At 69.7% G+C, this 14,423-nt stretch carries 13 protein-coding genes; 2 read left to right on the top strand and 11 right to left on the bottom strand.

Annotated elements, in window-relative coordinates; genetic code table 11:
* Positions 1 to 88: 88 nt before the first annotated feature.
* Together pafA and AB0898_RS04950 are read right to left on the bottom strand one after the other, a co-directional pair.
* Complete coding sequence (pafA, locus tag AB0898_RS04955; RefSeq protein ID WP_161182302.1) at positions 89 to 1,450, bottom strand: Pup--protein ligase; 1,362 nt, start codon at positions 1,448 to 1,450, stop codon at positions 89 to 91.
* A 9-nt stretch (positions 1,451 to 1,459) separates the two neighbouring features.
* Positions 1,460 to 2,719 carry an MFS transporter gene (locus AB0898_RS04950; protein ID WP_366801410.1) on the bottom strand — a complete coding sequence of 420 codons (1,260 nt, stop codon included), beginning with the start codon at positions 2,717 to 2,719 and terminating at the stop codon, positions 1,460 to 1,462.
* An 81-nt stretch (positions 2,720 to 2,800) separates the two neighbouring features.
* Here AB0898_RS04950 and AB0898_RS04945 point away from each other — a divergent pair, with 81 nt between their 5' ends.
* Positions 2,801 to 3,862 (top strand): LacI family DNA-binding transcriptional regulator, encoded by a 1,062-nt coding sequence (locus AB0898_RS04945; protein WP_366801409.1) that lies wholly within the window; start codon positions 2,801 to 2,803, stop codon positions 3,860 to 3,862.
* An 83-nt stretch (positions 3,863 to 3,945) separates the two neighbouring features.
* Here the strand turns inward: AB0898_RS04945 and prcA are convergent, their stop codons facing one another.
* The 6 genes from prcA to arc form a co-directional block, all read right to left on the bottom strand.
* Positions 3,946 to 4,698 (bottom strand): proteasome subunit alpha, encoded by a 753-nt coding sequence (prcA, locus tag AB0898_RS04940; RefSeq protein ID WP_366801408.1) that lies wholly within the window; start codon positions 4,696 to 4,698, stop codon positions 3,946 to 3,948.
* Between the two features lie 80 nt (positions 4,699 to 4,778).
* Positions 4,779 to 5,624: a proteasome subunit beta gene (gene prcB / locus AB0898_RS04935; protein WP_366801407.1), complete on the bottom strand. Its 846-nt coding sequence runs from the start codon at positions 5,622 to 5,624 to the stop codon at positions 4,779 to 4,781.
* The gene (locus AB0898_RS04930) at positions 5,576 to 6,064 is read right to left on the bottom strand and encodes an endonuclease VII domain-containing protein (protein ID WP_407078288.1); all 489 of its coding nucleotides are present in this window, start codon (positions 6,062 to 6,064) and stop codon (positions 5,576 to 5,578) included. The genes prcB and AB0898_RS04930 overlap by 49 nt, the downstream gene beginning before the upstream one ends.
* A gap of 166 nt (positions 6,065 to 6,230) precedes the next feature.
* Positions 6,231 to 6,449, bottom strand: a complete 219-nt coding sequence (locus tag AB0898_RS04925; RefSeq protein WP_161182296.1) for a ubiquitin-like protein Pup — start codon at positions 6,447 to 6,449, stop codon at positions 6,231 to 6,233.
* Positions 6,450 to 6,616: 167 nt separating this feature from the next.
* Positions 6,617 to 8,128 (bottom strand): depupylase/deamidase Dop, encoded by a 1,512-nt coding sequence (gene dop, locus AB0898_RS04920; RefSeq protein WP_366801405.1) that lies wholly within the window; start codon positions 8,126 to 8,128, stop codon positions 6,617 to 6,619.
* A 236-nt stretch (positions 8,129 to 8,364) separates the two neighbouring features.
* A complete protein-coding gene (gene arc / locus AB0898_RS04915) occupies positions 8,365 to 10,131 on the bottom strand; it encodes a proteasome ATPase (RefSeq protein WP_366801404.1) in 1,767 nt (588 codons plus the stop codon).
* A gap of 533 nt (positions 10,132 to 10,664) precedes the next feature.
* On the opposite strand from arc, the gene AB0898_RS04910 reads away from it, so the two are divergent.
* Positions 10,665 to 10,967 carry a ferredoxin gene (locus tag AB0898_RS04910; RefSeq protein WP_366801403.1) on the top strand — a complete coding sequence of 101 codons (303 nt, stop codon included), beginning with the start codon at positions 10,665 to 10,667 and terminating at the stop codon, positions 10,965 to 10,967.
* Positions 10,968 to 11,077: 110 nt separating this feature from the next.
* Here the strand turns inward: AB0898_RS04910 and AB0898_RS04905 are convergent, their stop codons facing one another.
* From AB0898_RS04905 to AB0898_RS04895, 3 genes are all read right to left on the bottom strand, one after another.
* A complete protein-coding gene (locus AB0898_RS04905) occupies positions 11,078 to 11,662 on the bottom strand; it encodes a hypothetical protein (protein WP_366801402.1) in 585 nt (194 codons plus the stop codon).
* Between the two features lie 231 nt (positions 11,663 to 11,893).
* The gene (locus AB0898_RS04900; protein WP_018549169.1) at positions 11,894 to 12,796 is read right to left on the bottom strand and encodes a tRNA (adenine-N1)-methyltransferase; all 903 of its coding nucleotides are present in this window, start codon (positions 12,794 to 12,796) and stop codon (positions 11,894 to 11,896) included.
* A 47-nt stretch (positions 12,797 to 12,843) separates the two neighbouring features.
* Positions 12,844 to 14,313, bottom strand: a complete 1,470-nt coding sequence (locus AB0898_RS04895; protein ID WP_366801401.1) for a site-2 protease family protein — start codon at positions 14,311 to 14,313, stop codon at positions 12,844 to 12,846.
* Positions 14,314 to 14,423: the final 110 nt, after the last annotated feature.

Here is a 14,423-nt window from a genome sequence, read left to right as displayed (position 1 = left end):
TGAGAAGGGCGCCGTACGGTAAACGTACGGCGCCCGTGTGGCGATCCGTCAGACGGCCACGGAAAAACCACCCCTCACGCGGACAGGGCTACATTCCCGCGATCAGCTTCTCCACCCGGTCGTCCACCGAACGGAACGGGTCCTTGCACAACACCGTGCGCTGCGCCTGGTCGTTGAGCTTCAGATGCACCCAGTCGACCGTGAAGTCCCGGCGCTGCTCCTGCGCCCGCCGGATGAAGTCACCGCGAAGCCGCGCCCGAGTCGTCTGCGGGGGCACCGACTTGCCCTCGAAAATCTTCAGGTCGTTGCAGATCCGCGCCGCCTGCCCCTTCCTCTCCAGCAGGTAGTACAGCCCACGACGACGGTGAATGTCGTGATACGCGAGGTCTATCTGCGCGACCCGCGGATGCGACATCGTCATGTTGTGCTTCTCGCGGTACCGCTCGATGAGCTTGTACTTCATCACCCAGTCGATCTCGGTACCGATCCGGTCCAGCTCCTCGGTCTCGATCGCGTCCAGCGTGCGGCCCCACAGCTCCAGGACCTGCGCCACCGTGCCCGTACGGATACCCCGGCGGTCGCAGAAGTCCACGGCCTTGTCGAAGTACTCGCGCTGCACCTCCAGCGCGGACGCCTCGCGGCCACTGGCCAGGCGCACCTTGCGGCGCCCGGTGATGTCGTGACTCACCTCGCGAATCGCCCGGATCGGGTTCTCCAGCGTGAGGTCCCGCATCACGGTGCCCGCCTCGATCATGCGCAGCACCAGGTCCGTCGCGCCCACCTTCAGCAGCATGGTCGTCTCGGACATGTTCGAGTCACCCACGATGACGTGCAGCCGCCGGTAACGCTCGGCATCCGCGTGCGGCTCGTCACGGGTGTTGATGATGGGCCGCGAACGCGTCGTCGCCGACGACACGCCCTCCCAGATGTGCTCCGCCCGCTGACTGACGCAGTACACCGCACCCCGCGGCGTCTGGAGCACCTTGCCCGCGCCGCACAGCAACTGCCTCGTCACCAGGAACGGGATGAGAATGTCCGCGAGGCGGGAGAACTCCCCGTGCCGGGCCACCAGATAGTTCTCGTGGCACCCGTACGAATTGCCCGCCGAGTCGGTGTTGTTCTTGAAAAGGTAGACGTCGCCCGCGATTCCCTCCTCATGCAGGCGTCGTTCCGCGTCCACCAGGAGTCCTTCGAGAATGCGCTCGCCGGCCTTGTCGTGAGTGACCAACTCAGTCACATTGTCACACTCGGGTGTCGCGTATTCCGGATGTGAACCCACGTCGAGATACAGCCGGGCGCCGTTTCGCAGAAAGACATTGCTGCTGCGGCCCCATGACACGACACGGCGGAAGAGGTACCGCGCCACCTCGTCAGGAGACAGGCGCCGCTGTCCCCTGAACGTGCACGTGACGCCGTACTCGTTCTCCAGCCCGAAAATGCGGCGGTCCATGCATGAACATTACGCCCGATCCCCTGAACTGAAACGGGGTTGGGCAGCACGATTCGGATCATTTTCCGAGGACACCACCACAACCCCGCCCACCGCGGGGGCCGTCAGCACCCGCCCCGTAGCCAGCAGGACCAGCAACGACACGGCCCCCGCCACACCCGGCACCGCGAAACCCCACAGGGCGCCGCCCGCCTCCACGACCGGACCCGCCACCCCCGTACCCACCGACGCGCCCACCACGAACGTCGTCACCAGCCACGAGAACGCCTCCGTGACCGTCCCCGCCGGAGCATGCCGGTCCACGATGACGAACGCACACGCGATGCACGGCGCCAGGAACACACCCGCCAGCACCGACAGCACCACCATCGGCACCGGACCCGGCATCAGCGTGAGCGGCACGTAACAGACCGCCAGCAGCGCCACCAGCACCCGCAGCCGCCGCTCCGGCGCCCCCGCCCAGCGCCGCGCCCCGTACACCGTGCCACCCACCAGCGCGCCCAGACCGACCGCCGCCATCATCCAGCCGTACACCGCGTCACCACCGTGACCGTCCGCGTACGACACCGCCGCCACCGCGATCGACCCCATCGCGATCCCCACGAACAGGAACGCCGCCAGCAGCGCCAGCAGCCCCGGCGAACGCAGCGCACCCAGCCAGTGCGCCTCCCTCGGCTCCGAACGCCACTCCCGCGAAGGCCGCGAGAGCACCACCGACAGCGCCCCGAGCACGCCCAGCGCGTTCAGCACCAGCAGCGCCGCCCGCTCCGACCACAGCGACACGCACAGCGTCACCAGCAGCGGCCCCGCCGTGAACATGACCTCCTGCGCCACCGCGTCCAGCGCGTACGCCGTGTGCACCTGGTCCTCCCGGCGCAGCACCGCCGGCCACAGCGCCCGCAGCCCGCCCTCCAGCGGCGGCGTGAACAGCCCCGACGCCGCCACCAGGACGTACGCCAGCGGCAGCGGGCCGATCCCCGCGAACGCGAACCCCGCCATGGCCAGCGCCGACAGGACCGCCGCCGGAAGCTGCACCCGGGGCTGCCCGTGGACGTCCACCAGACGGCCCAGCAGCGGCTGCCCCACCGCGTTCGCCACGCCGTACACCGCCGCCAGCGCCCCCGCCAGGCTGTACGAACCCCCCTCGGCCCGCACGAACAGCAGCAGCGCGATCGACGCCACCGCGTTGGGCAGCCGACCCACCAGCGTGCCCGTGAGCAGCCTCACCGCGTGTTTCGCCCGCAGGATCTCCAGATACCCCGTCGCCATGTGCAGCCCTTCGCCCAAGCCCCTCCGGGCCGCCTCGACGCCTCCGAAGTGTTACGTATAACTAACGCATTCATACGTACCATGAGCGCTGTTCACCCGTCCACACGAAGGAGCAGGCCCACGGTGGCACGCAGCAGCAGCACGCGCCCGACCAGCCGTGACGTGGCCCAGGCCGCCGGAGTCTCCCAGGCCGCCGTCTCCCTCGTCCTCGGCGACAAATGGCGCGGCCGCGTCTCCGAGACCACCGCCGAACGCGTCCGCGAAGCCGCCCGCACCCTCGGCTACCGCCCCAACCTCGCCGCCCGCAACCTCCGCCTCGGCAGCACCCGCACCATCCTCCTCGTCGTCCCCGCCCTCACCACCGAATTCTTCGCCGGCGTCTACACCGGCGCCGCCCGCGTCGCCGCCCGCCACGGCTTCGGCGTCGTGCTCTACCCCTCCCCCGAAGGCGTCGGCCCCGCCCGCGACCCCTTCGCCTCCGCCGAAGCCGCCCTCGACGGCGTCATCGCCTCCTCCATGGCCGCCGACGCCCTCACCGCCATCCGCGGCGACCAGCTCCCCCTCGTCATGCTCGACAGCGACCCCCACGGCAGCCTCGGCGCCGCCACCGTCAACCTCGACATCGCCGACGGCGTCCGCCAGGTCACCGAACACCTCCTCGGCCTCGGCCACCGCCACCTCCTCCACCTCGCCGCCGACATCCCCTCCTGGACCTTCCGCGCCCGCGCCCGCGAACTCGCCGACCGCCTCGCCGCCGTACCCGGCACCCGCCTGCGCACCACCACCGCCCCCATCACCATCGACGACGCCCGCGCCGCCACCGAAGCCGCCCTCACCGCGCCCGGACCCCGCCCCACCGCCGTCGTCTGCGACGACGACAAACTCGCCGCCGGCGCCTACAAAGCCCTGCGCCGCCTCGGCCTGCGCGTCCCCGACGACATCTCCGTCACCGGACTCGACGACCTCGCCCTCGCCACCGCCATCGACCCCGAACTCACCACCGTCCGCCTCGACGCCGAACTCTTCGGCGAACGCGGCATGGAAGCCCTCCTCGCCGTCCTGGACGGCCGCGCACCCACGAACGGGGACATCCCCGTCCAACTCGTCGTACGGGGCTCCACAGGCCCGGCCAGGGCCGTCTGAGGACGTCCGGGCGCCACCGTGCCCGGACACGCGGAAGCCCCGGCCGGAGAACCGGCCGGGGCTTCACCAGAGTCCGGGAAGGATCACTCCTCCTCGGAGCCCTCCTCCACGGAACTCTCCGCCTCCGTCGCCGCACCGTCCGCCGCCAGCAGACGGTCCAGCTGACGGCCCACGATCCGCTTGAACTTCCGCTTCTGCGGACGCGTACGGTCCAGCACCGCCACCTCAAGACGCTCGGCCGGGATCTCCCGCTCACTGCCGTTGGTGTCCCGCGACAGCGCCTGCACCGCCAGCTTCAGCGCCTCCGCCAGCGTCATCCCGTCCCGGTGCCGCTGATCCAGGAACGTGCTGATCTGCTCCGCGTTGCCGCCCACCGCGACCGAACCGTGCTCGTCCACGATCGAACCGTCGTGCGGCAGCCGGTAGATCTGATCACCCTCCGGCGTCTCACCGACCTCCGCCACCACCAGCTCCACCTCGTACGGCTTCTCGGCCGCCGAGGAGAAGATCGTGCCCAGCGTCTGCGCGTACACGTTCGCCAGACCACGCGCGGTCACGTCGTCCCGGTCGTAGGTGTAACCCCGCAGGTCCGCGTACCGCACACCACCGATGCGCAGGTTCTCGTACTCGTTGTACTTGCCGGCGGCCGCGAAGCCGATCCGGTCGTAGATCTCGCTGAACTTGTGCAGCGCACGGGACGGGTTCTCGCCGACGAACACGATGCCGTCGGCGTACTGCATGACCACCAGGCTGCGACCGCGCGCGATGCCCTTGCGGGCGTACTCGGCGCGGTCCGCCATGGCCTGCTGGGGTGAGACATAGAACGGCGTCGACACCGGTTATCCGTCCCTTTCTGTCATGGTCACTGGATCACCTCGGATGAAGAGGACCGGCCGGGACGAAGCCCGGCCCGCCCTCAGAGCAGCGCGGCCCGCGGGCCGTCCGGCTCCTCCATGCGCCGCTGGAGCACCGCGCGGGAGATCTCGGACGCCTCGTCCTCGGTCAGCCGGCGGAAGCCGTCCTCGGTGATCACGGTGATGATGGGGTAGATCCGGCGGGCTACATCGGGACCACCGGTCGCCGAGTCGTCGTCGGCCGCGTCGTACAGCGCCTGCACGACCAGGGTGGTGGCCTGGTCCTCGCTCAGGTCGTCCCGGAACAGCTTCTTCATCGCACCCCGCGCGAAGACCGAGCCGGAGCCCGTCGCCGCGAAGTTGTGCTCCTCGGAGCGGCCGCCGGTGACGTCGTAGGAGAAGATGCGGCCCTTGTCGCGGTCCACGTCGTACCCCGCGAACAGCGGCACCACGGCCAGGCCCTGCATGGCCATGCCGAGGTTGGAGCGGATCATGGTCGACAGGCGGTTCGCCTTGCCCTCCAGCGACAGCTGGGCGCCCTCGACCTTCTCGAAGTGCTCCAGCTCCAGCTGGAAGAGCTTCACCATCTCCACGGCGAGACCGGCGGTGCCGGCGATACCGACGGCCGAGTACTCGTCCGCCGGGAACACCTTCTCGATGTCCCGCTGCGCGATGACATTGCCCATGGTGGCCCGGCGGTCACCGGCGAGCACGACGCCCCCGGGGAACGTGACGGCCACGATGGTCGTGCCGTGCGGGGCCTCGATCACACCCTGCGTCGGCGGCAACGTCCGCTTCCCGGGCAGCAGCTCGGGCTGGTGGTCGGACAAGAAGTCCATGAAGGAGGACGACCCAGGCGTCAGGAAGGCAGCCGGTAGACGCCCGGTGCTACGAGTGTTGGCTTCCACGCGTTTCCTTCCACGTATTCGGCAGCCCGCCTTATGACATCGGGCCGATCCTTGAACTGCCCCAGCGCGGCATTGCAACTGAAGCACAGTACGCCTCGGACCCTACCCGTCTCATGGCAGTGATCCACATGCGCCGGCGGAGCGGAAAGACAGATGCAGCAGACGCCGCCCTGCGAGGCGGCCAGGGCATCCCGCTCGGGCTCGCTGAGACCGTAATTGCGCTTGAGATGGTCCTGCCGCCCTCGGGTGGCCCGGCAGGACCGGCACCGGGTGGACAGGCCGTCGGACGCGGTCGCGTTGCGATGCCATTCGCTGTGCGGCTTGACCTCACCGCACGCCCGGCAGAGCTTGTGACCGGGCGGCACGTCCACGTTTTCCCGGACCGGTTTCCCCATGGCCTCCCGGCGGCGCCGGTAATGCGCGGCGCTGTACCTCGCCACGCACTCCCGACAGTACGCCTGCAGGCCGTCGCGTCGGTTGCGGTCCCGCGCGAACGCTGCGGGAGTCAGCTCCCGCTCACACTTCCCGCAGCGTTTCGCGTTCGGTTCCTCAACCACCCGATTCCCCCGCACCCTTCACATCGAAGGCGAATTGACCAATCGGCCTTTACTCGCCACCCTTTTGCACGAAGGAGCGCACGAAATCCTCGGCGTTTTCCTCGAGGACATCGTCGATTTCGTCCAGGACCGAGTCCACGTCGTCGCTCAGCTTTTCCTGGCGCTCCTTGAGGTCCTCGGAGCCCTGTGCGTCCTGTGTCTGCTCTTCGACTTCTTCGGTGGAGCGTGTGGCCTTCTGCTGGCCGCCGCCGGTGTCCTTGGTCGCCATAACCCTCACCCCGCTCAGTTCGCCGTTCGGTGATGATCAGACCCTACAAGCCGGGTCCGACATCGGCCCCGTAGTTCAGGGAACGTACGGGGACCATCTCGATGATTCCCTGGCGCCGGGTTTTCCACCCTGCGAAAGGAACCCAATCACAGCCCCTGCCAGGGGTTTCAATTGCCGGAGAGCACCCTGACCAGCTCGTCCGCCGTACGGCAGCGGTCCAGCAGCTCCTTGACGTGATTTCGCGTTCCGCGAAGCGGTTCCAGGGTCGGCACCCGCTGGAGCGAGTCACGGCCGGGCAGGTCGAAGATGACCGAGTCCCAGGACGCCGCGGCCACGTCGTCCGCGTACTGCTCCAGGCAGCGCCCGCGGAAGTACGCCCGGGTGTCCTCCGGCGGCTTGGTGCGCGCCCGCTCGACCTCGTCCTCGGTCAGGAGGCGCTTCATGCGTCCCCGGGCCGCCAGACGGTTGTAGAGGCCCTTCTCGGGGCGTACGTCGGCGTACTGGAGGTCGACCAGGTGCAGCCGGGCGGCGTCCCAGTCGAGGTTGTCGCGGCGGCGGTAGCCCTCCATGAGCTCCCGCTTGGCGACCCAGTCCAGCTCGCCGGCGAGGCTCATCGGGTCGTTCTCGAGCCGGGTGAGCGTGTCCTCCCAGCGGGCGAGGACGTCCTTGGTCTGGTCGTCGGCGTCGGCGCCGTAGCGCTCCTCCACGTACTTGCGCGACAGCTCGAAGTACTCCATCTGGAGCTGGACGGCGGTCAGTGTGCGGCCGCTGCGCAGGGTGACGAGGCGCTTGAGCGTGGGGTCGTGCGAGACCTGGTGGAGCGTGCGTACGGGCTGGTCGACCGCGAGGTCCACCGCGATGAATCCGTCCTCGATCATGGAGAGGACCAGCGCCGTGGTGCCGAGCTTGAGGTAGGTCGAGATCTCGGAGAGGTTGGCGTCGCCGATGATCACGTGCAGCCGGCGGTACTTCTCCGCGTCCGCGTGGGGTTCGTCGCGGGTGTTGATGATGGGCCGCTTGAGGGTGGTCTCCAGGCCGACCTCGACCTCGAAGTAGTCGGCGCGCTGGCTGAGCTGGAAGCCGTGTTCGTGGCCGTCCTGGCCGATGCCGACGCGTCCGGCGCCCGCGAAGACCTGACGGGAGACGAAGAAGGGCGTGAGGTGGCGCACGATGTCCGAGAAGGCGGTCTCCCGCTTCATCAGGTAGTTCTCGTGCGTGCCGTAGGAGGCGCCCTTGTTGTCGGTGTTGTTCTTGTAGAGGTGGATGGGCTGGGCGCCGGGCAGCGCGGCGGCGCGTTCGGCGGCCTCGGCCATGATGCGTTCGCCCGCCTTGTCCCAGAGGACGGCGTCGCGGGGGTTGGTGACCTCGGGGGCGCTGTACTCGGGGTGGGCGTGGTCGACGTAGAGGCGGGCGCCGTTGGTGAGGATGACGTTGGCGAGGCCGATGTCCTCGTCGGTGAGCTGGCTGGAGTCGGCGGCCTCCCGTGCGAGGTCGAAGCCGCGCGCGTCGCGCAGCGGGTTCTCCTCCTCGAAGTCCCAGCGGGCCCGGCGGGCCCGGTGCATCGCCGCCGCGTAGGCGTTGACGATCTGGGACGAGGTGAGCATGGCATTGGCGTTGGGGTGGCCGGGGACGGAGATGCCGTACTCCGTCTCGATGCCCATTACTCGCCGTACGGTCATGCGGCCCTCCTTGCCCGGCGGCACCCTCGGTGGTGGGCGCCGCTCGCGTACCGCTGGCGCTCCGGTGCGTGTGCGGTGCCCGTCCCCGCACTGCGCGACTCGGCGGTAGGAAAGAGCCTAGAACGCCTTTGCGCTGGTGTGGAGATCATTTGCGTCTTTGCCTGCTGCGGTGGCGGTCCGGAAAAAGCAGGCGGCTGCGGGTGCCCCGCCGGGGGCACCCGCAGCCGGCCGGCCTTTTACAGGTACTGACCGGTGTTCGCCACCGTGTCGATGGAGCGTCCGGTGTCCGCGCCCTGCTTTCCGGTGATGAGGGTGCGGATGTAGACGATCCGCTCGCCCTTCTTTCCGGAGATGCGGGCCCAGTCGTCCGGGTTGGTGGTGTTGGGCAGGTCCTCGTTCTCCTTGAACTCGTCCACGCAGGCCTGGAGGAGGTGGGAGACGCGGAGGCCCTTCTGGGTCTTTTCGAGGAAGTCCTTGATCGCCATCTTCTTGGCGCGGCCCACGATGTTCTCGATCATGGCGCCGGAATTGAAGTCCTTGAAGTAGAGGACTTCCTTGTCGCCGTTGGCGTAGGTGACTTCCAGGAAGCGGTTTTCCTCGGATTCGGCGTACATCTGCTCGACGGCCGTCTGGATCATGCTCTGGACGGTCATCGACTTGTCGCCGCCGTGCTCGCCGAGGTCGTCGGAGTGCAGCGGGAGGCGTTCGGTGAGGTACTTGCCGAAGATGTCCTTGGCGGCTTCGGCGTCCGGGCGCTCGATCTTGATCTTCACGTCGAGGCGGCCGGGGCGCAGGATGGCGGGGTCGATCATGTCCTCACGGTTGGAGGCGCCGATGACGACCACGTTCTGCAGGCCTTCCACGCCGTCGATCTCGGCGAGCAGCTGGGGGACGATGGTGTTCTCCACGTCCGAGCTGACGCCCGATCCACGGGTGCGGAAGAGGGATTCCATCTCGTCGAAGAAGACGATGACGGGGGTGCCCTCGCTGGCCTTCTCCCGGGCTCGCTGGAAGACGAGGCGGATCTGGCGCTCGGTCTCGCCGACGTACTTGTTGAGGAGTTCGGGGCCCTTGATGTTGAGGAAGAAGCTCTTGCCGGCGGCCTGGCCGGTGACTTCGGCGACCTTCTTGGCCAGCGAGTTGGCGACGGCCTTGGCGATGAGCGTCTTGCCGCATCCGGGGGGTCCGTAGAGGAGGACTCCCTTGGGCGGGCGGAGTTCGTGCTCCTTGAAGAGGTCGGGGTAGAGGTAGGGCAGTTCGACCGCGTCGCGGATGGCCTCGATCTGGCCGCCGAGGCCGCCGATCTGCTCGTACCCGATGTCGGGGACCTCTTCGAGGACGAGTTCCTCGACCTCGCTCTTGGGGACGACTTCGTAGACGTAGCCGGAGCGGGGTTCGAGCAGGAGGGCGTCGCCGGGGCGGATGGTGATGCCCCGCAGGGGTTCGGCGAGCCGGACCACCCGTTCCTCGTCGGTGTGGCCCAGTACCAGGGCGCGTTCGCCGTCCTCGAGGATCTCCTTGAGGGTGACGATGTCGCCGACGCTCTCGAACTCCATGGCCTCGACCACGTTGAGAGCTTCGTTGAGCATCAGCTCCTGGCCGCGCCTGAGTTCGTCGAGTTCGACGCTGGGGCTCACGTTCACGCGGAGCTTGCGGCCGCCGGTGAAGATGTCGGCGGTGCCGTCCTCGTTGGCCTGGAGGAAGACTCCGAAGCCTGCCGGGGGCTGGGCGAGCCGGTCGACCTCTTCCTTGAGGGCCACGATCTGGTCGCGGGCCTCACGGAGTGTGTTGGCCAGGCGTTCGTTCTGCGCGGAGACGCCGGCCAGGTTGGTCTGCAGCTCGACGATCCGCTCCTCGAGAATCCTCGTGTGCCGCGGAGAGTCGGCGAGCTTGCGTCGCAGGACGGCGATCTCCTGCTCAAGGTAGGCGATCTGCCCGGACGGGTCGTCGGACCCTCGTCCCGGGCGGATGCCGCGGTTCATGTCGTCGTCGTGGGCTGCCACGGTCCTCACCTCCTCCAAGGGGAGCTGGACGCTTCCAGACCCTACCTGGGTGGGTGTCGATTGAAACCCCTAGATCACAAAGACTGTCAAGGTGTGTCGTCGGTCACCCGGTGCGCTCCCTCTCGCACGGAGGGGATACCCACTCAACGTGATTCGGAAGCCGCTTGTTCCGTGCCGGGTGTGGTCAAGACCCTTCAGGAGTGGCTGGAGTTGTCCGGTGCGGGTCGCCGGGCCGGTTCCCGGGCAGGAGTACGAGAGTTCGTACGATGATCACACAGAGCGATGATGTGGGCGGCTGGGGTGATACGAGGGGCTTTCGGGGACCGCTCCCGGGCGGCTGGAATTCGCCGGTGCCTGGGGGCGCGCGACCGCGTGCCGACGGCCGGACCGCGCGCGGGGAGAAACCCCCGCACCCCGGCGCACAGGAGGGAAAAGCGGGCGGGAGGTAGGGTCGGGGTGTTCATGAGCGGCCGGTACCGACCGGGCCGGGGCGCGCCCCCGGGCCGTCGCCCGGCGAACCGACGGCAGGAGAGGTGACCGTGCAGCAGGAGGCCCCGGGCGGCGAGGCGCTGGAGGTCTGGATCGACCAGGACCTGTGTACCGGCGACGGCATCTGCGTCCAGTACGCGCCGGAGGTGTTCGAGCTGGACATCGACGGGCTGGCCTATGTGAAGAGCGCCGACGACGAGCTGCTCCAGGAGGTGGGGGCCACCACGGGTGTGCCGCTGCCGCTGCTGACGGACGTGGTGGACTCGGCGAAGGAGTGTCCGGGGGCGTGCATCCATGTACGCCGCGTTTCGGACAAGGTCGAGGTGTACGGCCCCGACGCGGACTGAGGTGACGGCCGGGAGGACCCGGCATCGTGGGGCGCGCGTGCGTACCGGTGGGAGCCGGCGGCACGCGCGCGCGTGTATGCGCGTACGGGCGGGGGCGGGAGGCGGCGCGGTCAGACGCTGTGGGACGCCGTCGGCGTCGAGCGTATGAACGCGTTGCCCTTCCACTGCCACTGGGCGGGCTTCTTCACGTCGGGGCAGCACCGGGGCACGTCGTCGGTGGAGTAGCCGAGCAGGGTGGCGGTCACGGCACGCGCGCGTACGGCGAGGTCGGTGACGGTGATGCGGTCCTTGGGGTCGACGAGGGTGGCGACGACGCGGGAGCCGGTGCCGTCGGGGTTCCGGGTGAGGACGTAGACGCCGTCGGGCGGGGTGCCCATGGGGGCGTCGCAGTGGACGACGGCGACGGTCTCGGGGTTGCCGTCGCCGTCGAGGTCGCCGGTGGCCTTCTTGGCGACGACGGATGTGACCGGGCCGCATTCCAGCGGGAAGGCCACGCCCTCGGTGGTGGGTGGCGCGGCGGTGGTGCGGGCGGGCGCGGGCGCGGGTGTCGCCGGGGTCGCCTGGGCGGCGGTGGCCGGGCCGGGCTGCACGAGGGAGCACAGCGCGATCACCCCGGCGACCGCGGTGGCGGTGCCGACCCAGTGGATGGGCTGGGGGTGGGCGTGGGCGAGCTCCGGGACGGCGGATTGCTGCACTAGGAGTGTCTCCTGTGAGGGCTGTGCCGAGGGGGTGGCCAGCATGGTGCCACAGGTCACTGTGCGGGGGGAACGGCGGGGTGGGGGCCGGTTTCCAGTGGTGGCGGACGTGGTGGGTCGCGGGGGCGGACTTTGTGGTGCGGGGTCAAGCGGAAGGCGCCGTGGCCGAGTTCCGTACGGGATCGTGGAACTCGGTCGCGGCGCCTTCGCGTTGGAGGGGGCGGGGGCCGGTCAGCGGCCGGAGCCGCCGTCGGCGTTGGGTCCGGCGTAGTCCTCGCCGTAGGCGCCCTTGGCGGGGCGGCGGCGGCGCATGGGGGGCTCGACGCCGTCGGCGAGGCGGCGGGCGGTGAGCAGGAAGCCGGTGTGGCCGATCATGCGGTGGTCCGGGCGGACGGCGAGGCCCTCGATGTGCCAGTTGCGGATCATCGTCTCCCAGGCGGTCGGCTCGTTGAAGCAGCCGATCTCGCGGATGGACTCGACGGTCCGGGCGAGCTGGGTGGTGGTGGCGACGTAGCAGCAGAGGATGCCGCCGGGGACGAGGGCCTTGGAGACGGCCTCCAGGCATTCCCAGGGGGCGAGCATGTCGAGGATGACGCGGTCGACGTCGGTGTCGGACAGGTTGTCCTGGAGGTCGCCGACGGTGAGCTGCCAGGCGGGGTGTTCGCCGCCGAAGTAGCGCTCGACGTTCTGCTTGGCGATCTCGGCGAAGTCCTCGCGGCGCTCGTAGGAGTGCAGCATGCCCTGGTCGCCGATGGCGCGCAGCAGGAAGCTGCTGAGCGAGCCGGAGCCGACGCCGGCCTCGACGACGCGGGCGCCGGGGAAGATGTCGGCGAAGGCGAGGATCTGTCCCGCGTCCTTCGGGTAGACGACGGCTGCCCCTCGGGGCATGGACAGGACGTAGTCGGGGAGCAGGGGGCGCAGCGCGAGGTAGGCGACGTTGCCGGTGGTGCGGACAACGCTGCCCTCGGGAGCGCCGATCAGTTCGTCGTGCGGGAAGGAACCCTTGTGGGTGTGGAAGTTCTTCCCGGCTTCGAGCGTGAACGTGTAGTGACGGCCCTTGGGGTCGGTCAGCTGAACCTGGTCCCCGACCTTGAAGGGCCCGCGCCTGCGGGCGGCACCGGTCGGTTCGGACATACGACCAGCCTACCGGCAGCGGGACGGCGTGCCGACCACACGCGAGGTCAGCTGGGGCGGGCCATCGCCTTCACGAAGGCCTTCTCCACGTCGGCCGCGGACAGGACGCCGTAGATCTCGCCCGTCTCCTCGACGACGAGGTATTCGGTGGCGGGGGCGGCGCGGAGGGTGTCGAGGAGTTCTTCGCCGGAGAGTTCGGCGGAGACGCGCATGCCGTCGGTGATGTCCTGGGCGAGGCCGCTGACGGCGACCCAGGGGCGGCGGTGTTCGGGGACGCCGACGATGGCGGACTCGCGGACGAGGGAGAGGGGGGTGCCGTCGGGGTCCACGACGACGAGGGCGCGGGCTCCGGCGGCGTTGGCGCGGCGCAGGGCCTCGGAGAGGGGGGTGTCGGTCTCGACGGGTACGGCGCGGCGGGTGAGGGTGCGGGCGCTGAGTTCGGGGAGGTGTTCGCGCAGCCGGGCCATGCGGAGGCTGTTTCCGGCGCCGGTCCAGATGATGGCGGCGAGGATCGCGGCGAGCAGGGCGTCGGTGAGGGTGTCCATGCTGCCGAGGTCGGCGTCGCCGCCGAAGAAGCGGGAGTGGTTGAGCAGGGGCAGCCCGATCAGGACGGTGAGGGCGAGGGCGCGGCCGACCCAGGCGGCGGCGACGGTGCCGGTCATGGGCTTGCCGGTGATCTTCCAGACGACGGCGCGGAGCATGCGGCCGCCGTCGAGGGGGAGGCCGGGGAGCAGGTTGAAGATGGCGACGATGAGGTTGGAGATCATCAGTCCGGCCAGCAGGACGCCGGGGACGGTGCCGGGCTCGACGGGTTTCATGGCGAGCCAGAAGAGCCCGGCGAGGATCAGGGAGAGCAGGGGTCCGACGAAGGCGAGGACGAACTCGCGTCCGGGGGTCTCGGCTTCCTTCTCGATCTCGGAGACGCCGCCGAAGAACTGGAGCTGGATGCGGCGGACCGGGAGTTTGAAGCGGAGGGCGGCGACGGTGTGGGCGAGTTCGTGGACGAGGACCGAGGCGTAGAAGGCGACGGCGAAGAAGAGGGAGACGAGGTAGCGGGCGGCGCCGAGTTCGGGCAGGACCTGGTCGAGCTGGCCGCCGAAGACCCAGGTGATGAGGGCGGCGACGAGGAACCAGCTGGGTGCGACGTAGACGGGTACGCCGAACGGGCGGCCCATGAGGATGCCGCCGCCGGGTTCGGCGGGGGGCTGGGGCGGTTCGCCCTTGCCGGGGCCGGGGCCGTTCTTGTCGCCGGTCGCGGGGGTGTGGGCGAGGGTGCGGTGGTCGTGGCCGGGGGTGTCGCCGGGGGCGGGGTCCTGGGGGGCCTGCCGGGGCGGTGCGGGGGCCGCGCCGTCCGCGCTGTCCGATGCGTCCGTGGCGTGGGTGTCGTGGTCCGGTTCCCGGCCGGGGTCCGGGTTTCCGGGGCCGGGGCTGGGGCTGGGGGTCGCAGGGCCTTGGCGGTGGCCGGCCGGCTCGTCGCTGCCGGACCCCGGCTGCCCGTTCCCGCCGCTCACGTCCACGGTGTCCCCTCGTTCGAAGCGTCCTCGCACCTGTGGGCACAAGGGTCTCGGGTCGATGGTATGCGGCCGGGGTGGCGCGGTACCCCTCGGCACCCCTTGTGTTTGCCCCG

Source organism: Streptomyces sp. NPDC005435 (assembly GCF_040703155.1).
In the GTDB taxonomy this organism is placed as follows: Bacteria; Actinomycetota; Actinomycetes; order Streptomycetales; family Streptomycetaceae; genus Streptomyces.
Note: the sequence above shows the minus strand (reverse complement) of the source record. Positions and strands in the feature narration are given on the sequence as shown.

Excerpts from the sequence above, each read along its gene's own strand:
- pafA (WP_161182302.1), bottom strand. The coding sequence starts at position 1,450 with ATGGACCGCCGCATTTTCGGGCTGGAGAACGAGTACGGCGTCACGTGC.
- AB0898_RS04950 (WP_366801410.1), bottom strand. The coding sequence starts at position 2,719 with ATGGCGACGGGGTATCTGGAGATCCTGCGGGCGAAACACGCGGTGAGG.
- AB0898_RS04945 (WP_366801409.1), top strand. The coding sequence starts at position 2,801 with ATGAGCGCTGTTCACCCGTCCACACGAAGGAGCAGGCCCACGGTGGCA.
- AB0898_RS04925 (WP_161182296.1), bottom strand. The coding sequence starts at position 6,449 with ATGGCGACCAAGGACACCGGCGGCGGCCAGCAGAAGGCCACACGCTCC.
- dop (WP_366801405.1), bottom strand. The coding sequence starts at position 8,128 with ATGACCGTACGGCGAGTAATGGGCATCGAGACGGAGTACGGCATCTCC.
- AB0898_RS04900 (WP_018549169.1), bottom strand. The coding sequence starts at position 12,796 with ATGTCCGAACCGACCGGTGCCGCCCGCAGGCGCGGGCCCTTCAAGGTC.